Genomic DNA, 21,635 nt, shown 5'->3' on the forward strand with positions numbered 1-21,635 from the left:
GGGTCTAGCTCACAAAGTCAAGGCGCCGCACGTTGAGCAATTGCAAACCTAAATCGGTTTAGCTAACTTGTATTCAGTTTATTTGTGAGGTGAGTTATGACAAATCGTGTGTGGGTATTGGGCGATGCCGTGGTCGATCTGGTACCCGATGGCAATGACCGCTATCTGAAATGTCCCGGGGGAGCTCCAGCCAATGTGGCAGTCGGCATCGCCAGATTGGCGGGCGACAGTGCCTTTATCGGTCGGGTCGGCGCCGATCCCCTCGGCAACTTTATGCGTCAGGTGCTGGATGACGAAGGCGTGAATACCGGCCATATGGTGGGAGATCCTGTTCACCGCACCTCGACTGTACTGGTCGATCTGGATGATCACGGAGAGCGCAGTTTTACCTTTCTGGTTAAACCCAGTGCCGATCTATTCCTGCAAGCCGATGAATTGCCTGAATTTCAAGCCGGCCAATGGCTTCATCTGTGCTCCATAGCCCTGGCTCAGGAGCCCAGCCGTAGCGCTGCGTTGACAGCCATGCAAGCGATCCGCGCCGCCCATGGCTACGTCAGCTTCGACCCCAATATCCGCCTGGAGGTCTGGCCCGACCCGCGCGAAATCCGCTCCTGCCTGGAACAGGCACTGGGATTGGCAACTGTGGTTAAACTCTCCCGGGAAGAACTTATCTACCTGTGTGGCCCGCTGGAGATGGAGATGGCGATCGAGCAGCTGATGGAGCGTTATCCTATCCAGTTACTTCTGGTCACGCTGGGTGGCGATGGCGTACTGGCCCATGACGGTCAACAACTGCATCACTTGGCCGCACGCAGCATTCAAGTGGTTGATACGACAGGAGCAGGTGATGCCTTTGTCGCCGGATTACTGGCCGGTCTGGCGGAGCATTCGCAATTGCCGAGTTGGGATCAGCTGGTCCCAATCATCCAGCAAGCCCAAGGCTGTGGCGCTCTGGCTACCACGGCGCGAGGGGCCATGACGGCTCTACCAAGCCATCGGCAGCTAGCGGACTTTTTGCAATCATAAATTCCTGAGGGTGCCCTGACAGTGCGGGGTAGCCTGTGTGTCCCGGATTGGGATGCCACGTCTTGCCGGGCTTGTCCCGGTTTTTTTGTTTCTACTCTATCCCCTCCTGCTCTATCCCCTCCGGTGGTCCACGCGGTATCAGCGGCAATCCCTATATGGTTTTTCCTCGGCTCTTCTGCAGGACATGGAGCCCGGCTCCGAAGGCGAACTGAACTCCAAGACACGTGAACCAGCGCCGTTCACCCCCCCCTCTTCGATACTGAAACAGGATGAATGCTAGGCAGATCACAAAGGCTGAAAGGGGTTAGCAAACTTCTTTGCAAAGCGGAATTGTTTTGGCTAATTTTCAAATCAGCAAAACCGGTTTAGCTAAACCGTTAGCCATAACAAAAAACTCTGTGCCCGATCAAAGGAAGATACCCACATGATAAAAATCAGCTACCTCGCCACGGCCGTCGCCCTGGCTACCACCATGAACATGGCTCAGGCCGCTTCGCCAAGCGCGGTCGAACTGCGTCTGCAAGCTCTGGAGCAACGTCTGGCAGAAGCAGAACAACGCGCCATGGCCGCCGAAGCCAAAGCCACGGCGGCCGAACAACAGACCCAACAGCTCGAAGCCCGAACCACGCAGAGCGAAGCGGCTACCGCAGAGGTCGCCAAGCGTACCGAGGATCTGACCACTAAAACCCTCGCTGGCAGTGGTGTGGAGTTCCATGGCTATGCCCGCTCCGGCTTGCTGATCGGCGACGGTGGCACCGGAACGGAAGGCGGACCCTATCTGACTCCAGCCGGAGAAACCGGCGGTGCAGTAGGTCGTCTGGGCAATGAACCGGATAGCTACGTCGAATTGAATCTGGAAAAGAAATCCACCCTGGATAACGGCGCTACGACCCGCTTCAAGGTGATGCTGGCAGATGGCCAACGCAGTTATAACGACTGGACCGGCTCCAGCAGCACTCTCAACGTCCGTCAGTTGTTCGCCGAATTGGGCAGCATGCCGACGTTTACCGGTGTATTTAAAGACTCAACCTTGTGGGCCGGTAAGCGCTTCGACCGGGATAACTTTGATATCCACTGGCTCGATTCCGATATCATTTTCCTGGCCGGTACTGGCGCGGGCATCTACGACGTCAAATGGAGCGACAGCGTCAAGAGTAATTTTTCACTCTATGGCCGCAGCTTTGGCGCCATCGATGATGTCAACGGCGACATCCAGAATTACATCCTCACCGCCAATAACACGTTTGGTAAAGTACAGTGGATGATCAGCGGCCTCAAGGCGAAGGATAACGAAGCCCGGAGCAATACGGGAAGCCAAGGCGTACAGGACGCCGCCGATACGGGTGTCCATACCCTGCTGGCCTACCATGCCACCAGCTTTTATGGCCTCAAAGATGGCAGTTCCAAAACCGCCTTGTTGTATGGTCAGGGGCTGGGGGCCGAGGTCAAGGGCTTAGGCTCTGACAGCAATCTCTCGGAAGATGCCCAGACCGTACGCTTTGCGACTTACGGCACAACAGCATTGGCCAGCAACTGGAGCATAGCCCCGGTATTGATGGCGCAACGCAGCCAGGACCGTTACGTGAAAGACGATGATTATGGTTGGGTCACGCTGAATGCCCGAGTGGTGCAGGAGATCAACCAGAACTTCGCACTGGCCTACGAGGGTAGCTACCAGTACATGGATCTGGATCCACAGGGTTATAACTCCCGCCAGGCCGTGGATGGTGGCTTCTATAAGCTGACCTTCGCCCCAACGTTCAAGGCCGGTGATATTGCCAATTTCTTCAGTCGCCCAGAATTGCGCATGTTCGCTACCTATATGGATTGGGACAGCAAGCTGGATGCCTACGCCCAAGATGATTCCTTGGGTGAAACCGGCTTCGGCTCGGGTGGGCAGTGGAATTTTGGTGTCCAGATGGAAACCTGGTTCTAATCACTTTTCACAATAGCAAGCAGCTCCACGCTGGAGCTGCTTGACTATGAACCATAGGACAAGCGTGTCGTGAGCCTGAGCGGTTCACCCACCAGCGAGGATCAATATGAATTATCACACCACAGCCACAGCCCTGTTGCCCTTACTGGGCGGCAAGGAAAACATCGCCAGTGCCGCACACTGTGCCACCCGCTTGCGTCTGGTACTGGTCGATGACAGCAAGATTGACAAAACGGCTATCGATCGCCTGGACGGGGTCAAGGGGTGCTTCAGTAATGCTGGTCAGATCCAGATTATTTTCGGTACCGGCATCGTCAACAAGGTCTTTGCCGAGTTCAGCAAAGTGGCCGGTATTACCGAAACCAGCAAAGCCGAACTCACGGATTTAGCGGCTCAGAAACTGAATCCACTGCAACGGGTTGCGCGCCTGCTGTCGAATATCTTTGTGCCCATCATTCCGGCGATTGTGGCCTCCGGTCTGTTGATGGGTCTGCTGGGAATGGTCCGCACCTATGGCTGGGCCAATCCGGATAGCGCCATCTTTATCATGCTGGATATGTTCAGCTCGGCGGCCTTTATCATTTTACCGGTGCTGATTGGTTTCACCGCAGCGCGCGAATTCGGTGGCAATCCCTATCTGGGGGCGACGCTGGGGGGCATCCTGACCCATCCGGCCTTGACCAATGCCTGGGGCGTAGCCGGTGGCTTCAAGACCATGGACTTCTTTGGTCTGGATGTGGCCATGATCGGTTATCAGGGCACCGTCTTCCCGGTACTGCTGGCGGTCTGGTTCATGAGTTTCCTGGAAAAGCGCCTGCGCAAGGTGATCCCGAATGCTCTGGATCTGATCCTGACACCATTCCTGACCGTGATCATCACCGGCTTTGTCGCCTTGTTGTTCATTGGCCCAGCCGGTCGCGCTCTCGGTGATGGTATCTCCTTTGTGCTGAGCACCCTGATCGATCAGGCGGGCTGGTTGGCAGGTCTGGTCTTCGGCGGAACCTACTCCGCCATCGTGATCACCGGCATTCACCACAGCTTCCACGCCATCGAAGCAGGTTTGCTCGGTAACCCGAATATTGGCGTCAACTTCCTGCTGCCGATCTGGTCCATGGCTAACGTCGCTCAGGGCGGTGCTTGCCTGGCGGTCTACTTCAAGACCCGGGATGTCAAAATCAAGGCGATTGCCGTTCCCTCCGCACTGTCCGCATTGCTGGGGATCACCGAAGCCGCCATTTTTGGTATCAATCTGCGCTTCATGAAGCCGTTCCTGGCCGCGCTGGCGGGCGGTGCATTAGGCGGTGCTTGGGTGGTTGCCAACCATGTGGGCATGACCGCTGTAGGCCTGACCGGTATTCCGGGGATTGCCATCGTGCAGGCCAACTCGGTCATCAGCTATCTGATTGGTCTGGTCATTGCCTTTGGTGCCGCCTTCATCATCTCCTTCGTACTGAAATATCAGACCGACAGCGAATAATGGACGCCTGCTGATGGACGAAACAAGTTTACTCAAACAACTGGCCCGGTCCTTGATGACCGGGCAACCTATTGCCGCCGCCGACCCCTTGCGACCTTGCTGGCATCTGGCCCCCCCGGTCGGTCTGCTCAATGACCCGAATGGCTTCATCCAGCACCAGGGGCGCTACCACCTGTTCTACCAGTGGAATCCGTTTGCCTGTGCACATGGCGCCAAATTCTGGGGCCACTGGAGCTCCACCGATCTGTTGCATTGGCGCCATGAACCGGTTGCTCTGGTGCCTTCGGAGCCCTACGAGAGTCATGGTTGCTACTCCGGCTCGGCCGTGATGCAGGATAATCGCATCGTACTGATCTATACCGGGAATGTGAAATATCCTGACGGCTCCCGCACCGCCAACCAATGCCTGGCTATCGCCAATGAGCGTGATGAATTTGACAAGTTGGGCCCTGTTCTGCCATTGCCTGCAGGCTATAGCGGTCATGTCCGGGACCCCAAGGTCTGGCAGCATGATGGACGCTGGTACATGGTGCTGGGCGCTCAGGACTTGCAGCAGCAAGGCAAGGTGATCCTACTGGTTTCCGATGACCTGCAGCAGTGGCACTCGCGTGGCGACATCGCCGGTAGCCAGCTCAACGGGCTGGGCGATTTCGGGTATATGTGGGAGTGTCCGGATCTGTTCGAGTTGGAGGGGCAAGATATCCTGATCTGCTGTCCGCAAGGTCTACCCGCCGAAGCAGAACGCTATCTCAATACCCATCAGGCTGGTTATTTTGTCGGCCAGCTGGACTATGTGCAGGCCCATTTCCCCCATGGTGAGTTTCACGAACTGGATTTAGGTTTCGAGTTCTACGCGCCGCAAACTACCCAGGCCGAGGATGGTCGTCGCCTACTGTTCGGCTGGATGGGCATCCCGGATCAGGATGAATTGCTGCAACCGACGGTAGCCCAGGGCTGGATCCACACCATGACCTGCCCCCGCGAGTTAAGCTATCACGATGGCCAGCTCTATCAACGACCGGCTCGGGAGCTGCAGCAGTTGCGTGGCGAACGCCGCTATTGGCAGGGCCGTGCCGATGATGCGCCCCTCTATACCGCCGACAGTGCCGAACTCTGGCTGCAATGTGATGGCCCCTTCCGCCTGCAATTAGCCCAAGCGCTGAGTCTGGAATGGAATGGCACCCGTCTGACCCTGAGCCGCCCTCATGTGCGAACCGCAGAGCTGGAACACCGTTACTGGCGCGGTAACCTGACCGAGTTGCAGATCCTGTCCGACCACTCCAGCGTGGAGATCTTTATCAATGGAGGAGCCGCTGTGATGTCAGCACGCTACTTCCCACAGCATAAATTGAGTTTTGATTTTACTGGCGACGCACAACTGAACCTCCAGCACTGGCCGCTGGCCATGCCCGTGATAGAATGAGGACTCATTTTACGCATAGAACGATGCCGTGAAGACAAGTAAACGAATCACCATCAGCGATGTAGCCGGATTGGCGGGCGTCTCCAAAGCAACCGCCAGTCTGGTACTCAATGGCCGCAGTAAAGAGTATCGCGTTGCCGACGAAACCCGCGATCGCATTCTGGCCATCGCCGCCGAACAACACTATCAACCCAGTATTCATGCCCGGGCCCTGCGTTCCAACCGTTCACAGACTGTGGGGCTGGTGGTGCCGGAAATGACCAATTACGGTTTCGCCTCGGTTGCCCGGGAATTGGAAACCCTGTGTCGTGAAGCAGGATTGCAGCTACTGATCGCCTGTTCCGATGAAAACCCCAGTCAGGAGATGATGGCGGTCAACAGCCTGATGCAGCGCCAGGTGGATGGACTGATCGTGGCCTCCAGTTCACTGTCGGATAGTGAATACCAGAAAATCAGTGCCCGCTTACCTGTCGTGCAACTGGATCGACGGATCGCGGAATCCAGTCTGCCCTGGGTAATTACCGACTCCATTGAATCAACTGCCGAGTTGGTAGAGAACCTGGCGATCCTGCATCCGGAGGAAATTTATTATCTGGGCGGCCAGCTGCGGCTGGAACCAAGCCGGGAGCGACTGGCCGGTTATGAATTAGGGCTGCAACGGGCAGGCGTATCTGGTAAACCGCATTGGGTTCGCCACGGCAACTTCAGCCCCAGCTCCGGCTATGAAATGATGGCGCAGCTGTGTGCCGAACTGGGTCGCCCGCCCAAGGCCTTGTTCACCGCCGCCTGTGGCCTGTTAGAGGGAGTCTTGCGCTATCTGAACCAACATCAACTGATGGCTGCCGACATTCATCTCTGCAGTTTCGATGATCACTATCTGTTTGATTGCCTGCCGCTGCGCATCGATACCATAGCCCAAGATTGTCCGGCCATGGCAGGCCGAGCCTTCGATCTATTGCGCCAACTCATCGAACAGGAAACCGTGGACCAGAGCGGGCTCTTGCTTCCAGCGCAAATCCACTGGCGTCATCCTGCATCTCGGCAACGAAAACTATGACCAAAATGCCAATCGTCACGCTAGTGGCCATGTCCCTACTGTTGGTCATGGCGCCAACGTGCGCCACGACGCTGGCCCCGGCAGCCAATAAAGCATTGACCCCACAACAGCAAGCCGCCGCCGACAGCTGCAAAACCTATGTCAGCTTTCGTTTGGGCTCTCTGTTGTCATTACATATCAATGATGTCTCGGTACCCAAGCCGCCCGCCCGCAGCTGGGTCGTCATCGGCGAGGATAAAAGCAAAACTCCCGCCATCAGTTTCATCTGCTATATGCGGCCGGGAAACCAAGGGTGGGAGTTAGAAAAACTGGATCTGTTACAACTGGCCGAGCCGACGTTGGCTCAATCCGCGTCGGTCAGTGCATTCAACAGATGATCCAGATACTCCAGCAGGCTGACCCCGAACGGGGTCAGGTAACCACCGTCTGCGGCAGTGATGATGCCCTTCTGAAATAGACGCATCGCCGATTCCCGCAGCTCGGGATCGGAGTCCTGACGTAATTTGATGCCCAACTCGAGATTGGTCAGATCGTAACGAGCTAACAAGGCCAGATCTTGAATGAAGGCCGATTGCGAAAGCTGTTTTGCGCGCATAGTGTGATTCCTTACGAGGACAACTGGGGACAGCTTCACCATAACAGAGCCACCCCTTCACAAATGCGTGTCAGCGCAAACTCTCTGGTTTCATCTCCATCGAGGGTGGACAGCTTACAGCTCGTAATGACGGTGAAGCAGAGACAGCTCCAGCCCTGGCCTCGGGAATCACCACTGTTCAGATACAGATCAGGAGTTGCCATGAAAATGATTGATCACGATATTTGCCAGCAACTGCTGACGCAGGCTCTTAGTTCTCCACGACTCCGGACACACCAGCTATGGCATAGTGACCACCAGGATCGGGTTCAGCGATTAGTCGTGGCCGCACAACCGGGCACCTATTTCCGCCCACATCTCCATTCAGGACAATGGGAGTTACTCCAGCCACTCTTCGGTGAGGGGGATTTGCTGACGCTGGATGAGCAAGGCATGATCATGACCCGGCAGACACTGACGGTCGGCCAAGTGCTCGAACTTCCGCCCGGACTGATCCACACCCTGAGTGTCCACCAGCCATTCTGCTTTTTTGAAGTCAAACCCGGCCCCTTTGTCGAAGCCCAAGTTCCGGCTTGGTCTCCGCAAGAAACCAGCCCTCAGGCGACGCTCGCTCGCGACTGGTTGCAACAGGCGACACCGGGCATGGACATGACCCATCTGACGTTGGCCCAGGTTAATCCTGAGTCATCAAACTCGGGCTGCAAAACAACCTGGCGATGATCAGGATGAATGCAGCGGAATGCGGACCTGGATCCGCAAGCCTCGAGGTTGGGCAATGTTGTCAAACTGCAGGCTCGCTTGATGCAAGGCACAGATCCGGGCGGCGATATTCAGCCCCAAACCAATACCGTTCCCCCGGCTGTCGAGTCGCGAGAAGGCATCGGTAAGACGGGCCAGCTTATCGGCCGCCACTCCCGGGCCCTGATCACTCAACACCAGTTCGGCAAATTCGCCTTCAGGTAACACCAGTCGCCGAAACTGCAGACGGACTTCACTGTCTGCATCCGCGTAACGGCTGGCATTCTCCACCAGATTACGAACCAGCATCTGCAGGAGTGACACCTCACCTTGCAGGCGCAGCGACTCGACCTCTGCCACCAACGTCAAACCACGCCGTGCCAGCATCTGCCGACATTCCGCTTCCAGAGGCGCAAACACATCCCGGGCGAACTCGACATCCCCCGCCACGCCGATGATCAGATTGCGCTCCACCCGCGCCATATTCAGCAACTGCTCGACGGTATGATGCAGACCATCCAGCCGCTCAATGAGCGTTATCACTCCGTGAACACCCGCTTGCTGCATCAGCTCCAGATTAAGCCGTACCCCGGCCAGCGGTGTGCGCAGCTCATGGGCGACATCGGCACTGAATTGCCGCTCCCGCTGCAATGCCAGGGACAGTCGGGACAAGACACCGTTCATCGCATCGACGACCGCCTGTAACTCCGGCCCCGAGGCGTCCATCTGCAAGGGCTCCAGATTGCTGGAGCTGCGCTGTTGCAACAAATCACGCAATCGCTCCAGAGGGCTGGTCAACCAGCTGATGGCCAGATAGGCCAGCAGCAGCCCCAAACTACCAAACACCATGGGTGGCACAAACAAGGCGGCTATGGTCTCCCGCTGTTCTTTGGCTAGCTCATGGCTGGAGTGGCCGGGATCGAGCGCCAGATGCACCAGCTCGCTAATCTGCTCCTGGCTTTCGTGCCAGACCCAGTAGGTGGACGCACAGTGAGTCAGTAACAAAATCGAGGCTAACAACCACAACAGACGACTGCGCAATCCTTGCTGCCTCAGCCAGTTACGTCCTCGTGACAACGCACTCATGCCTGCAGCTCCAGGCAATATCCTTCACCACGCACCGTCCGGATCCGGGTTGTACCCAATTTACGCCGCAGATGATGGATATGTACCTCCAAAGCGTTGGAGCCGATATCGTCTTGCCAGTCATAAATATCTTCCTGCAGGCGCTCACGGCTGACCAGCTTGCCCGCCTGCATCACCAGCCGCCGCAGCAAGGCGAACTCGCGACGGGTCAAGACCACCGGCGCCCCGGCCAGGGTGACGGTTTTTTGCTGCAGATCGAGCATCAAATCGCCGCTGATGATCTGGTTGCTGGCCAGTTTTTGATCCCGCCGCAACAAGGCCCGCACCCGGGCCAACAACTCGGCCAGGGCGAAAGGTTTGACCATATAGTCATCAGCCCCGCGATCCAGCCCGGCGACCCGTTCATCCAGCGCATCACGGGCAGTCAGGATCAACACCGGTTGTACCATGCCCCGTTGCCGCCAGCGTTTGAGCAGGCTCATGCCGTCGCCATCCGGTAAACCTAGATCCAGAATGATGAGCCCATACTCACTCACCTTGATCAGCGAGTCCGCTTCGGCGCAATTGACCGCGACATCACAGCTGTACTGCTCCTGACTCAACGCCTGTTGCAACCCCTGCCGCAGCAGGGTGTCATCCTCAACTACCAGAATTTTCATGGCTCAATCCCATCACGAGGCCGTTACTACCTCGCATGCTATCACTGCTCGAGTTTTTCCTGTAACGCCGCGATCTCGCGTTGCCGACCGGCATCGGCAATTTCCCGGCCCGGACGAGGAGCCGCCGCCTTGGCCTTGAGTAAATAGGATTTTGCCTCTTCCTTCTTGCCCTGACTGACCAGAAAATCGGCATAGAAGTAGTTGCTGTCGATACCCTCCGGGTTCAGGTTCAGACCGCGCTGCAGCATGAAGGCAGCGCGCTCTTCATCACCAAAGCCCAACGGCCAGCCGGGAACCTTGTAATAGAGTACTCCCAGCGACGTCAGGGCAGAGCCCTTGAGCACCGAGGCATCCTTGGCGATCACTGCCTCGTAATCAGCCTTGGCCTCCTCCGCCAATGACAGCGCGCCTAGCCCGCCTTTGGCGCCCGCATAGCTACCGACGATGATCCCGGCCCAGGTCTTGAGGGGCAAATCATCGGGGCGTGCGGCGCTGGCTGCTCGAACTTCATCCGCCAGGCTGGCCAGAGCCTGTTCCTGCGCATCGCCTTGTTGCTGGTACTGAGCCTCGGCCCAGCGCTGCTGAAAAGCCAGATAGGGTTCGGTCTCAGCGGCCTGCAGGGAGATACCCACCAAAGAGCCGGCCAGCAGAGCGCCACCGAGCCATGTTACGGACCAAAATTTCATGATTGTTTCTCCTCAGTAGGTAACACCGGCGCCTGACGGGCCGCCGGACGAATGGTTGCAAATCCACAGATCTGCTCGCGCTGGGCGCCGATGGCCCGATCCACCAACCAGGGCAGCAAAGCATTGAGGCGCACGAAGAACTTCTCCGGCCAGCCGATAAAACGGCGACGCTGACGGCTGGCCAACAATTGCATCAACTCGCTGGCGACGCGAGCCGGTGAGTCAACTGCGGTGCCCAGCGCCTGATTCATGGCATCGACCGCGCCGTGATTCAGTTCGGTAGCCGTGGCGCGCGGCACTAACAGACAGACTCGCGGGCCATCAGGTCCCAACTCGCGGGCCAGGGCTTCACTGAATGCGTGTAATCCGGCCTTGGTCGCGCAGTAGACGCTAAAACCCGGATAGCCGATGGCTCCGAAGGTTGACCCCACGGTAACAATGGTGCTGCCAGGGGCCATGACGGGTAGCAGGCTGCGAGTCAGCTGCATCGGCACCCGCAAATTCAGCGCCAGTTGCTGCTCCATGGCACTGTCATCCTGATCCCCAAGACAGGCAAAGCGTTGGCAACCGGCGGCATGGATCACTAAGTCCACCGTCTGCTGGGTTTCGCCCAGATAACTGAGCAACTCGTCCATGGCATCAAGAGCGGTCAAATCCAATGCCAGCCAGGCAATCTGCTCCCGCAACGCCGGATAGGCCTCTCCCAGCTCCAGCCGCAGCTGGGAGAGGCGGGCCCCATCCCGGGCAATCAGCAGCAGGGACCAGCCTTCGGCGGCCAACCGCTCGGCAACGGCGCGGCCGATACCGCCACTGGCACCCGTGATGATGGCGAATTTCATGCTGCAGACTCCATGGGTAAGGCGCGGAACAGATCGCCATACAGGCGGAACATGGCATTGGCCATATGGATCACCGCTCGCTGATCGGCTTCATGAGTCAACTGATCCATCAACCGCTGGAAGAACACGATATGCTCCTGATCCAGGCTGCCGTGGGAAGTGAGATAACTCATGGCTTGTTCCGGCAGGCCGAGTCGTGCCCGGATCAGTTCCGCCATCGGGGTTGCCAGGTTGACGCTGGTTCCTTCCAGCACATAGACCATGCCAAAAAATGACACCGGATTACCGCGCGTCACGCTATCCCAGGCGTAGCTGACCATCAGCTCGGTGGTAAAGTGCGGCATCCCCCGCTCCACCTGTGCAGCATCTCCGCCACACGCCGCGATATCATTCAGGATCCAGCGATCATGCCCCTTCTCCTCCTCGATATATTCGGTGATCGCATCCTGCAGCCAGCGATGGGGCTCTCCCAGGCGGCTACCACAGGCCATCAGCAACGGAATGGTTTGCCGCACGTGGTAGTAAGCCTGGGTCAGAAAGGCGATATAGCGAGGTAGCGTGACCTCGCCGCGCTGACACGCCAGAATGGCCGGAGCCGAGAGCAGATAATCGCGGCCTGCCGCTGTTTCACTCACCAGTCGCTGATAAAAACTCATGATACTTCCTCATTCAAAATCACTGAGCTCGCTGCACCCTGCTGGATGCGTTGCTGGAATATAATGTGGCGTCGAACTCGACCATTGGCGGTGAGCTCACCGCGCTCACGGCTCAATGGGTCACGGATAAATTGCCATCCGCGCAGGCGCGCATAGTCGGGTAATCGGTTATTGCAGGCTTGCAACAACTCGTCGCCTTCCTGGGTACCTGCCAGGGTGGGAGCAAACAACAGCGCCTGGATCCCCTGCTCTTCATCCCCGTAGACAAAGCACTGCAAGACTCCGGGCACAGTGGCCAACTCGGCCTCCACCCATTCCGGAGCCACGTTGCGACCAAAGCCGGTGACCAGTGTCGATTTTTTCCGCCCCTGGATGGTCAAAAAGCCATCGGCATCCCATTCACCCCAGTCCCCGGTGGCCAGCCAGTCAGCCGTGGACGGAACCTCCGGGTCACCGATGTAACCCAGCATGGCATTGCCGCGGACCAGAACCTCGCCGTCATCGGCCAGACGGACTTCCAAATGAGACAAGGGTTTACCCACACTCCCCAGTCGACGGCACTCAGGCCCATTGAGAGCCACCACAGAGCCGACTTCCGACAAGCCATAGCCTTCATAGACGGGCAAGCCCAGCGCATCGGCTTGCGCTAAGAGTTGCTGCCCACTCTTGCCGCCACCGACAGCCAGCAGCTTCCAGCGTTCAGCTGGCAACAGGTGCGACTGGGTTGCGGTCACTAACCACCCTAAGGTGGCAGGCAACAGGATCAGACTATCGGCATGGCTCGCAGCCAGGGTGGCGATAAATCGCGCCGGATCCGGGCGCTGCATGGAGCCGAGCCCCAGGCTGCTCAATCCCGGCAACGAGACCCGCTTGCCCAGCCACAGCGGTAGATAAACCCCGGCTAGATTCTCCAGCAACACGGCCAATGGCATGGTGCACAGATGCTCTGTGACGCCCGAAGAGCCGATACGCTCGGCCAATGCCTCCAGCGTATTTTGCAGCGATCCGGCCCCGAGGCAGACGCCTTTGGGCTCACCGGTACTGCCCGAGGTGTAGGTGATCTTGCAGGTACCGGAAGGCAGAGAAACCGCCTGGTTATCGAGCCACTGCTCGGTCCAGCCCTGCTCCGTCTGCGCTAATAACAGCACGCAGCCACTATCCCGCAACAAATGGGCTCGTTGCTCGGCATTGAAGAAGGGAGGAACCGGGACGCAGGGGATCTGGGCCAGCATGCACGCCAGATCGCGCACCACCCAATCGATACCGTTGTCGGCCAACAGTGCCACCGGACGTCCTGACAGATGACGCTCTTCCAGCCGCTGGGTTAACGCCTCGGCTTCCCGGGTCACTCGCGACCAGAGCTCACCATAGGTCACTTCATCGCGCTCATCGCGCAAGGCAACGCTATTGCCCTGTAATTCAGACCATACGGCCAGACTATGGAGTAATTTCATCACACCTCCACCCGAGGTAAACGCTGCTCGCAGCGTGGTAATTGCTGTAATTTGGCTTGCCATTGGGGATGTTGCAGCAATTGCTGATGTCCCAGACGGATATCGCCAGCCACCACTTGTGGGTCATGCTCGTAATAACGACCCCATTGCTCCGGATGCGGGATCCGCTCCCGACTGGCCGTCTGCAGATATTGAGGCTTAAGCCCTAATGCCCGAAAAAGTGCTCGCACCTGATCGGTGGCGGTAAACACCACATAGCGATAGCGCTGTTCAGCCAGGTACTGGATCAAGGACAGGATCAGCAAGCGGGCATGGCCATCCCAGGCGGCCAGATTCCCCACCTCCAGAATGTCGTCCCGCACTACAGGTTGCTGCAAACGGGCCGCCAGCTGTTGTTCAACCGGAGACTCCAGATAATGTTCGAGAAACAGTGGTCCACTGCCCGCAGGGTTGAGTCCGGCACTGGCCAGCAGTTGCCCTTGTTCATCCCGTAACGTGCACTGCCAGGGCAGTAGCTGCTGAATGTTGGCCCCATGGTGCCGGGCAAAACGCTGGCGAACAAAACTCAAGGTGGCATCATCCGGCGCCAGATGCAGATCCAGATGATATGGGGGAACAGAAGATTGAGTGGCTAGTTGCATATCGCTCTCCACGATGGATGCTATATCTGCAGACTAGAGAGCCAAGCTTAACGATTGCTTATGTGATGAAAAAAATAGGAAATAGTGTGGAGCAGCATGCTGGCATGCTGAAATGACGCACCGGATTAAAGGAAGCGACACTGCATCAAGTTGCAAAAAAAAGAGACAAGCGCTGGCTTGTCTCCTTATCCATTGGGCAATCGGTTCGGTTACTTACGGCGCCAGCTAGTGCCTTGGGCGCCATCTTCCAGCACTATGCCCATCTCGGTGAGACGGTTGCGGGCCGCATCGGCGGCGGGCCAATCCTTCGCCGCCCGTGCATCATTACGAGCCTTGATCAGGGCTTCAATCTCCGCCACTTCGCTATCGGTTTCGGCTCCGCCCTGGAGGAAGGCTTGCGGATCCTGCTCCAGCAGACCCAGCACGCCGCCCAACTCGCGCAGCCGGGCAGCCAAGGACGGAGCCTCCGCTGCGCCCTCACTCTTCAATCGATTCACTTCACGGGCCAGATCGAACAGCACCGAATAGGCTTCCGGCGTGTTGAAATCATCATCCATGGCGGCACGGAAACGGTCAACAAAGCTCTCTCCACCAGCCGCCGCCACTACCGGCAGGCCACGCAGCGCTGTGTAGAGACGCTCCAGAGCCGCACGGCCCTGATTGAGATTCTCATCGGAATAGTTGAGCTGGCTACGATAGTGACCCGACATCAAAAAGTAACGGACCGTCTCGGCGTCATAGACCTTCAGCACATCACGGATGGTGAAGAAGTTGCCCAGGGACTTGGACATTTTTTCCCGGTCGACCATCACCATACCGGTGTGCATCCAGGTATTGACGTACTGGGTATGGTGGGCGCAGCAGCTTTGGGCAATCTCGTTCTCGTGGTGCGGGAACATCAGATCCGAGCCACCGCCGTGAATATCAAAATGATTGCCCAGATGCTTGGAGTTCATGGCTGAACACTCGATGTGCCAGCCCGGACGTCCCGGCCCCCAGGGCGATTCCCAGGTCGGCTCACCCGGCTTGGACATCTTCCACAGCACAAAATCCAGCGGATTACGCTTGGCCTCCTCGACACTGACTCGGGCTCCGGCTTGCAGCTGTTCCAGATCCTGGCCCGAGAGACGACCGTAGTCGGCATAGCTGTCGATGGCAAACAACACATCACCGTTCTCGGCCACATAGGCGTTACCATTGGCCAGCAACTGCTCGACCAGGGCAATGATCTCATCGATATGCAGAGTGGCACGGGGTTCGATATCTGGACGTTGCAGGTTCAGGGCATCAAAGTCGGCATGCATCTCGCCAATCAGCCGCTCGGTCAGCGCCTCACAGGATTCTTGATTCTCGGCGGCGCGCTTGATGATCTTGTCATCCACATCGGTGATATTGCGCACGAAGGTGACGTTGTAGCCGAGGTAGCGCAAATAGCGCACCACCACATCGAAACCGACGAAGGTGCGGCCATGACCGATATGGCACAGATCGTAAATGGTCACCCCACACACATACATGCCCACCTGGCCGGGGCGAATTGGCTTGAACTCTTCTTTTTGACGCGTGAGTGAGTTGTAAATCTTCAGCATGGAGATGACCTGTCCCTAAAAAAGCGAACGGACATTCTAGCGGCTATCGGCAGAATTGACGAGGGGGCCGCACCGCGAGCCCCCTCGATAGGATAAATCCGACGCGCCTATAGCTGCCAGCCCCGACACAGATCATGACTCTTGGCCAATTCAAGGCTCAACCGCACGGTCTGATCCGGCTCGCAGTAACCATATTCGAGGCAATCTGGCGGCAAACCAACCTCCTCACACAAGGAATCCCAGCCAGTGCACTTGTCATGCAGATAGCTTAAGGGCAACTCGATAAACACCTCATTGTCGTGCAGCACAACCACCTCCTGTCACCACGCGGATGACGTTCAGCCAGGTGACCAACCCACTGTTTCGACTCTGCGGTGCACTCGACACCGCATCAGCTCCAGACTACAGCCACCACTCCTGACACAGGCCGTAGCGTTTGGCCATCGCCAGATCCAGGCTCACCCGATCATTGCTCAGGTAGACCCCCTGCTCCAGACCTTCGGCCTCCAACCCTAGCTCGTGACACAAGCGTGACCAGGAGGTGCAATGTTCCCGGATATAGCCGATGGGTAACTCCAGCACGACATCCCGCTCCTCGTACATCATCACCACCTCCCGGCGGGCTCTAACCTGCCAGCCTCGTCTGTTGCGCTGCTACAAGTATAGAAGGGCTTCGTCTTGCTGGCCTGCCGGACCACTTCAACTCGGGGGCAAAGGGTAGACATTCGGAAGCCAAGACCGCAGAATCGCTCTCACTTGGCATGGGGCAGCATTAAAGTCGCTCCATGCACCCGGAGCATCAGGCTCCGGCTTTCAATCCGCCCCCAGTGACGAGGACCGTTTCATGATCACACTGCACACCAATCACGGTGATATCACCATCGAACTGTTTGCCGACAAGGCACCGGAAACTTGTGCCAACTTCGAGCAATACTGCCGTGACGGCCATTACGATGGCACCCTGTTCCATCGGGTGATCAACGACTTCATGATCCAGGGCGGTGGTTACCTGCCAGGGCTCAAAGAAAAAGAGACCCGCGCCCCCATCAAGAACGAAGCCAACAATGGCCTGGGTAACACAGTCGGTACCCTGGCGATGGCTCGCACCAGCGATCCCCACTCTGCCAGCGCCCAGTTCTTCATCAACCTGGTCAATAACGATTATCTGAACTTCAGAAACGAATCGACCCAAGGTTGGGGCTACTGTGTGTTCGGTGCCGTCACCGAAGGCATGGACGTGGTCAACAAGATCAAGCTGGTCAAGACTGGCCGTGCCGGTGGCCACAGCGATGTGCCGAAGGAAGATGTGATCATCGAACGCGTCACCGTTGCCTAAAGGCAGCCTGATGTATCGAGGGCATGGTTGCGACCATGCCCTTATTTCTCTCTAGCGGGCGAACCCAGCCCTCAGTACCGAGCCGCGATGACAACCCTGTTTATCTCTGATCTGCATTTAAGCGAGCACAGACCCGATCTGACTGCTGCCTTCCTGCGTTTTTTGCAGCAACAAGCGCCTCAAGCCGAGGCACTCTATATCCTGGGCGATCTCTTTGAATTCTGGATTGGCGATGACGAGCGCTCACCGCTGCAGCTGGAAGTTGCCAGCGCCTTGGCAACCTTGAGTCAGCAGGGCACGGCCCTCTTCTACATACATGGCAACCGGGATTTCATGATCGGCAAGGCCTTCGCCCGGGCAGCGGGCATGACTCTGCTACCCGCCGAGTTCGTCCTCGAGCTCTACGGTCGTCGAGCCTTGTTGTTACATGGGGATCAACTGTGCACCCTGGATGAGAAGTACCAGCGCTTTCGCCGCATCACCAGTTGGCGCTGGCTACGCTGGATCTTCCTGCGCCTCCCGCTGTCCAAACGGATGGAGATTGCCGGCAAGATGCGGCAGGGCAAGAAGGGCAAATCCCTGATGCTGATGGATGTGACCCCGGAAGCCGTCACCCACATCATGCACCATCACCAGACCAGCCTGATGATCCACGGTCATACCCATAAACCGGCTCGCCATGATCTGGGATTCGAGGTGCTGGAAACCAGCGGTCGCCGCCGACCGGCCGAGCGTATCGTACTGGGGGATTGGGATGAAAAGTTCACCTATCTGGAAGCCAGCCATCAAGGGTTGCAACTGATCGAAAAAGCGGTCACTACCGCCGATTAGTCTTCATATCTGTCAGCCTCGCCGCTCGCGGTGGGGCTGATTTTTCCTAGCGCAAACCGCTCACCCTAGCCCCTTCACTGACCCGCATTCTCTCCCCCAGCCAACACTCATCAGGGTTCATGCTTTTTGCCAATGCCATATTCCCGCAGTTTATTGGCCACCGCGGTATGGCTGACGCCCAAACGAACCGCCAATTGCCGACTGGATGGATAAAGCGGATAGAGCCGCTCCAGCATCGCCTTCTCGAAGCGTTTACTCGCATCAGACAAGGAGCCATCAAACCACTGCTCCAGCGAGTGCGCCGCCGCCTCCACATGGGGCAAACGCAGATCCCGGGGCTCCAACTCATCGCCTTCGAGCAGGGTTAACGCCTGATAGAGGGCATTGCGCAGTTGGCGCACATTGCCTGTCCAGGGATAACCGAGCAAGAATTCATCCAGATGGCGGGAAAAACGCGGTCGAGAGCGCTGCAGTTCATCGCAGATCTGGACCACCAATTGTTGGGCCAGCGGCAGTATGTCCGCCTGACGCTGACGCAGGGGCGGCATCTCCAGTTGCAACACGCTGAGGCGAAAGAACAGATCCTCACGAAACAACCCTTGCTGCACCCGCTCCTGCAATGAATGCCGCGAGGTACAGAGGATCCGCACATCGACCCGCACCTCCTCGGTCTGGCCGACGCGATGGAAGCGGCCATCCTGCAGCACCCGCAGCAATTTGCTCTGCAGCAGCGGTGACATCCCGGAGACCTCATCCAGCAAGAAAGAGCCGCCACTGGCCTGCTCCAGCAGCCCCTTCTTACCCGGCCACTGGGCACCGAAGGCTCCAGGTGCCGAGCCGAATAGTTCATGTTCGGCGACTTCATCCGGCAAGGCGGCACAATTGAGCACCAGCAGAGGGCCTTGCGCCCGCAGGCTCTCGCGATGGCAAGCCCGAGCCAGCATCTCCTTGCCAGAGCCGGTTTCACCCTGGATCAGTAGCGGCAAATCCTGGGCCGCCAGTCGGCGAGCCTGATGCAGCAAGGCTTGCATCACGCTGCTGTGGGCCATAAACAGCTCGAAGCGACTCTCATCCCGGGATTGCAGCAGATTGAAGTGATGGCCGACCCGACGGGCTGACTTGAGGATCACCAGAGCACCGGCCAGCGCACTGGCCGGTACCGAGTGACTATCCGCGCCAGCCAGTCGCGGCTCGGGAATGGCGATCGGCAAGATATCGCCCAGATAATCCTCACCGGCAAAGGCCAGCTTGCAGGTTTCCCCCTGCCGCGCGCCCTCCTGCAGCCAGGATGGGAAGTTGAATCCTTTGAGAAAGGAGCCGACTTGCAGGCCGAGTACATCTTTGAGATCCAGTCGCAATATGTTCAGCACCGCATCGTTGACATGGGAGATCTTCCCGCGGACATCGATGGTGAAGATGAGATCCGGCAACGCCTTCATCAGCGCCTGCACCTGATGGTGCTCGCGCTCCGAGGGCATGAAGGGGACCGTTTTGACATCCAGCACGCCCTTGATGCGGCGAATTTCCGGCATCAGCTGCTGCAGGCGCTCAAAACCCAATTCCGGAAAGTGCAGGTAGATAAAACCACTGACATCCAGCTCGATCCCGCGCAAGTCGATGGCATGCTCTTCCAGCCGAGCCAGCAATTCGCGGGTCAGGCCGAGCCGATCTTCACAACTGACTTGTAGACGCATGAGACCTCAGCGGAGTAACAACGAAGATTCCAGACCCGGACATCAGTACGGCGCTGAGAAATAAGCCTATCCCCCAACGCACGTCCGGCTTCTGCTTTGATCTGCATAGTAAAACAGTCTGGCGATAGCGCAAAGCTGGCGACAGCTTATCGACCGAAGGCTGGGCCCGGTCAGGAAGCGCCTTCCCCGGCAGTCACAGGCTGTGCCGTGGCGAGCGCCGTTCGGGAGCGCAACTGACTCAGAACGACACCGGCAAACACCACACCGCAGGCCAGCAACTGTTGGCTATTCATGGTTTCACCCAGCAGCAGATAAGCCAGCAGCAGGGTAAAGACCGGGATCAGGTTGCTGTAGGCCGCCGCCATGGTGACCGGCAGCTTGGTGATCGCCCAGTTATTCAACAGATAGGCACCAAGCGTGACACAAGCCCCCAGATAGAGCACATAGCTGAACTCTTGCCAGCCCAGCTGCAAAGGCACCGGTTCAAACCAGGCCATGGGGGCGAAAAATAGCACGCCGGTAAACGCCTGGATGGCAGTGAGAAACAGCGGGCTGTAACGACTGGATAATTTCTTCAACAACACGGCATAAAACGAGGCACAGGCCATGGCTCCCAGCTCCAGCAGGTTACCCAGCAAGGGCGCAGGCGCACTGGCCTGATGGTCACCGGCCATGGTGAGCCACACCACACCGCTGATGGCCAGCAAAAAGCCGAGTAACTGACGGGAGGAGATACGCTCCCCCAGCATGAAAAATGCGGTGAACGACACCATCAGCGGCAGAGTCGCAGTAACCATGCCAGCCTGCCCGGCGCTGGTATAAGTCAGGGCATTGGCCTCCAGAGAGAAGTACAAACAGGGCTCGGCCAGGCTCATCAGTGCCAGCCAGCGCCAATCCCCGGCTTGATAACGGATGCGCCGCCAATATTTCAGCAGCAGCAAGAAGCAGATCGAGGCCACCAGCATACGGGCAAAAATAACCTGTCCCGGGCCCCAGACCGCCAGAATGTTCTTCAAGGCGATAAAAGCACTGGACCAGAGCGCCATTGCCAGAGTCAGCGCGGCCATCGGCAGCCAGCTTGGCGAGGAGTTAGACACTTTTCATCATTCCTTGCTATATCCACAGCCAATACGCGGTAATTCCAGGGAGAATCCGGGAGAAATACAGCATAAAACGCTGGTATTGAGAGACGGGCGGTCAGTCTAGCGAGCAGACCTCAGGATCGCCAGCCATATACCGCCGATCCCGAGTTGTTATACGGTTTTTGAGGTTGTTATGGGCTCGCCAAGGGACGATAATGACGGCCATTTTTCCGGAGCCAACCGATGTTATGAGTGAATATTTGCTGCTGTTCATCAGTACTGTGCTGGTCAATAACTTCGTACTGGTCAAATTTCTCGGCTTATGTCCCTTCATGGGGGTTTCCAAAAAATTGGAGCCCGCGGTCGGCATGGGACTGGCTACCGCCTTCGTATTGACCTTGACCTCGGCTCTCTCCTATCTGGTGGATCACTGGCTGCTGATCCCGCTGGATATTGCCTATCTGCGCACCATGGCGTTTATCCTGGTCATCGCCGTAGTGGTGCAATTTACCGAGATGGTGGTGCACAAAACCAGCCCGGATCTCTATCGCCTGCTGGGCATCTATTTGCCGCTGATCACCACCAATTGCATCGTTCTGGGCCTGGCACTGCTCAACGTCACCGAACGTCATGACTTCTTGCAGAGTGTGGTCTACGGCCTGGGTGGCGGATTGGGATTCAGCTTGGTTCTGATGCTGTTTGCCACCCTGCGGGAGCGGTTGGCCGCCGCGGACGTGCCCTTGCCGTTTCGTGGCATCGCCATCGCCATGATTACTGCCGGCCTGATGTCGCTGGCTTTTATGGGCTTTACCGGACTGATCAAATCCTGA

Annotated in this window: 23 protein-coding genes; 10 read left to right on the forward strand and 13 right to left on the reverse strand. The window is 57.6% G+C overall.

The window, feature by feature from the left end:
- The first annotated feature begins 96 nt into the window (after positions 1-96).
- The 6 genes from ACYVG7_RS18405 to ACYVG7_RS18430 all read left to right on the forward strand — a co-directional run bounded on the left by ACYVG7_RS18405 (position 97) and on the right by ACYVG7_RS18430 (position 7,296).
- Entirely contained in the window at positions 97-1,026 is a 930-nt protein-coding gene (locus ACYVG7_RS18405) for an aminoimidazole riboside kinase (RefSeq protein ID WP_460884552.1), read from the forward strand.
- Positions 1,027-1,450: 424 nt separating this feature from the next.
- On the forward strand, positions 1,451-2,962 hold the full coding sequence (locus ACYVG7_RS18410) for a carbohydrate porin (protein ID WP_460884553.1): 1,512 nt from the start codon (positions 1,451-1,453) through the stop codon (positions 2,960-2,962).
- Between the two features lie 106 nt (positions 2,963-3,068).
- Entirely contained in the window at positions 3,069-4,439 is a 1,371-nt protein-coding gene (locus tag ACYVG7_RS18415; RefSeq protein WP_460884554.1) for a sucrose-specific PTS transporter subunit IIBC, read from the forward strand.
- 13 nt (positions 4,440-4,452) lie between these two features.
- On the forward strand, positions 4,453-5,862 hold the full coding sequence (locus ACYVG7_RS18420; RefSeq protein WP_460884555.1) for a glycoside hydrolase family 32 protein: 1,410 nt from the start codon (positions 4,453-4,455) through the stop codon (positions 5,860-5,862).
- A gap of 28 nt (positions 5,863-5,890) precedes the next feature.
- Positions 5,891-6,919 carry a substrate-binding domain-containing protein gene (locus ACYVG7_RS18425; protein ID WP_460884556.1) on the forward strand — a complete coding sequence of 343 codons (1,029 nt, stop codon included), beginning with the start codon at positions 5,891-5,893 and terminating at the stop codon, positions 6,917-6,919.
- Positions 6,916-7,296: a hypothetical protein gene (locus ACYVG7_RS18430; protein WP_460884557.1), complete on the forward strand. Its 381-nt coding sequence runs from the start codon at positions 6,916-6,918 to the stop codon at positions 7,294-7,296. The genes ACYVG7_RS18425 and ACYVG7_RS18430 overlap by 4 nt, the downstream gene beginning before the upstream one ends.
- Here ACYVG7_RS18430 and ACYVG7_RS18435 read toward each other — a convergent pair.
- Positions 7,263-7,514 carry a TIGR02647 family protein gene (locus ACYVG7_RS18435; protein WP_460884558.1) on the reverse strand — a complete coding sequence of 84 codons (252 nt, stop codon included), beginning with the start codon at positions 7,512-7,514 and terminating at the stop codon, positions 7,263-7,265. The genes ACYVG7_RS18430 and ACYVG7_RS18435 overlap by 34 nt on opposite strands.
- A 201-nt stretch (positions 7,515-7,715) precedes the next feature.
- Here ACYVG7_RS18435 and ACYVG7_RS18440 point away from each other — a divergent pair, with 201 nt between their 5' ends.
- On the forward strand, positions 7,716-8,234 hold the full coding sequence (locus tag ACYVG7_RS18440) for a WbuC family cupin fold metalloprotein (RefSeq protein ID WP_460884559.1): 519 nt from the start codon (positions 7,716-7,718) through the stop codon (positions 8,232-8,234).
- On the opposite strand, the gene pmrB is transcribed toward ACYVG7_RS18440, so the two are convergent.
- The 10 genes from pmrB to ACYVG7_RS18490 all read right to left on the reverse strand — a co-directional run bounded on the left by pmrB (position 8,235) and on the right by ACYVG7_RS18490 (position 16,468).
- Positions 8,235-9,338: a two-component system sensor histidine kinase PmrB gene (pmrB, locus tag ACYVG7_RS18445; RefSeq protein ID WP_460884560.1), complete on the reverse strand. Its 1,104-nt coding sequence runs from the start codon at positions 9,336-9,338 to the stop codon at positions 8,235-8,237.
- On the reverse strand, positions 9,335-9,997 hold the full coding sequence (locus ACYVG7_RS18450) for a response regulator (RefSeq protein ID WP_460884561.1): 663 nt from the start codon (positions 9,995-9,997) through the stop codon (positions 9,335-9,337). The genes pmrB and ACYVG7_RS18450 overlap by 4 nt, the downstream gene beginning before the upstream one ends.
- A gap of 41 nt (positions 9,998-10,038) precedes the next feature.
- Entirely contained in the window at positions 10,039-10,683 is a 645-nt protein-coding gene (locus ACYVG7_RS18455; RefSeq protein ID WP_460884562.1) for a hypothetical protein, read from the reverse strand.
- Positions 10,680-11,522: an SDR family oxidoreductase gene (locus ACYVG7_RS18460; RefSeq protein ID WP_460884563.1), complete on the reverse strand. Its 843-nt coding sequence runs from the start codon at positions 11,520-11,522 to the stop codon at positions 10,680-10,682. Before ACYVG7_RS18460 ends, ACYVG7_RS18455 begins: the two co-directional genes overlap by 4 nt.
- Entirely contained in the window at positions 11,519-12,178 is a 660-nt protein-coding gene (locus ACYVG7_RS18465) for a TenA family transcriptional regulator (RefSeq protein ID WP_460884564.1), read from the reverse strand. Before ACYVG7_RS18465 ends, ACYVG7_RS18460 begins: the two co-directional genes overlap by 4 nt.
- Positions 12,175-13,632, reverse strand: a complete 1,458-nt coding sequence (locus tag ACYVG7_RS18470) for an AMP-binding protein (protein WP_460884565.1) — start codon at positions 13,630-13,632, stop codon at positions 12,175-12,177. The genes ACYVG7_RS18465 and ACYVG7_RS18470 overlap by 4 nt, the downstream gene beginning before the upstream one ends.
- Positions 13,632-14,273: a thermostable hemolysin gene (locus ACYVG7_RS18475; protein WP_460884566.1), complete on the reverse strand. Its 642-nt coding sequence runs from the start codon at positions 14,271-14,273 to the stop codon at positions 13,632-13,634. The genes ACYVG7_RS18470 and ACYVG7_RS18475 overlap by 1 nt, the downstream gene beginning before the upstream one ends.
- A 209-nt stretch (positions 14,274-14,482) precedes the next feature.
- The gene (gene cysS, locus ACYVG7_RS18480) at positions 14,483-15,862 is read right to left on the reverse strand and encodes a cysteine--tRNA ligase (RefSeq protein ID WP_460884567.1); all 1,380 of its coding nucleotides are present in this window, start codon (positions 15,860-15,862) and stop codon (positions 14,483-14,485) included.
- A 107-nt stretch (positions 15,863-15,969) separates the two neighbouring features.
- Positions 15,970-16,170, reverse strand: a complete 201-nt coding sequence (locus ACYVG7_RS18485) for a hypothetical protein (RefSeq protein WP_460884568.1) — start codon at positions 16,168-16,170, stop codon at positions 15,970-15,972.
- A 94-nt stretch (positions 16,171-16,264) separates the two neighbouring features.
- On the reverse strand, positions 16,265-16,468 hold the full coding sequence (locus ACYVG7_RS18490; RefSeq protein WP_460884569.1) for a hypothetical protein: 204 nt from the start codon (positions 16,466-16,468) through the stop codon (positions 16,265-16,267).
- Between the two features lie 238 nt (positions 16,469-16,706).
- On the opposite strand from ACYVG7_RS18490, the gene ACYVG7_RS18495 reads away from it, so the two are divergent.
- The gene (locus ACYVG7_RS18495) at positions 16,707-17,198 is read left to right on the forward strand and encodes a peptidylprolyl isomerase (protein WP_460884570.1); all 492 of its coding nucleotides are present in this window, start codon (positions 16,707-16,709) and stop codon (positions 17,196-17,198) included.
- Between the two features lie 87 nt (positions 17,199-17,285).
- Positions 17,286-18,029, forward strand: coding sequence for a UDP-2,3-diacylglucosamine diphosphatase (locus ACYVG7_RS18500; protein WP_460884571.1), 744 nt, complete (start codon positions 17,286-17,288; stop codon positions 18,027-18,029).
- Positions 18,030-18,139: 110 nt separating this feature from the next.
- Here ACYVG7_RS18500 and tyrR read toward each other — a convergent pair whose 3' ends face one another.
- Positions 18,140-19,723: a transcriptional regulator TyrR gene (gene tyrR / locus ACYVG7_RS18505; protein ID WP_460884572.1), complete on the reverse strand. Its 1,584-nt coding sequence runs from the start codon at positions 19,721-19,723 to the stop codon at positions 18,140-18,142.
- A gap of 170 nt (positions 19,724-19,893) precedes the next feature.
- A complete protein-coding gene (locus tag ACYVG7_RS18510) occupies positions 19,894-20,790 on the reverse strand; it encodes a DMT family transporter (RefSeq protein ID WP_460884580.1) in 897 nt (298 codons plus the stop codon).
- 263 nt (positions 20,791-21,053) lie between these two features.
- Here ACYVG7_RS18510 and rsxA point away from each other — a divergent pair, with 263 nt between their 5' ends.
- Complete coding sequence (rsxA, locus tag ACYVG7_RS18515) at positions 21,054-21,635, forward strand: electron transport complex subunit RsxA (RefSeq protein ID WP_460884573.1); 582 nt, start codon at positions 21,054-21,056, stop codon at positions 21,633-21,635.

The sequence above is a fragment of the Pseudaeromonas pectinilytica genome, assembly GCF_054780855.1.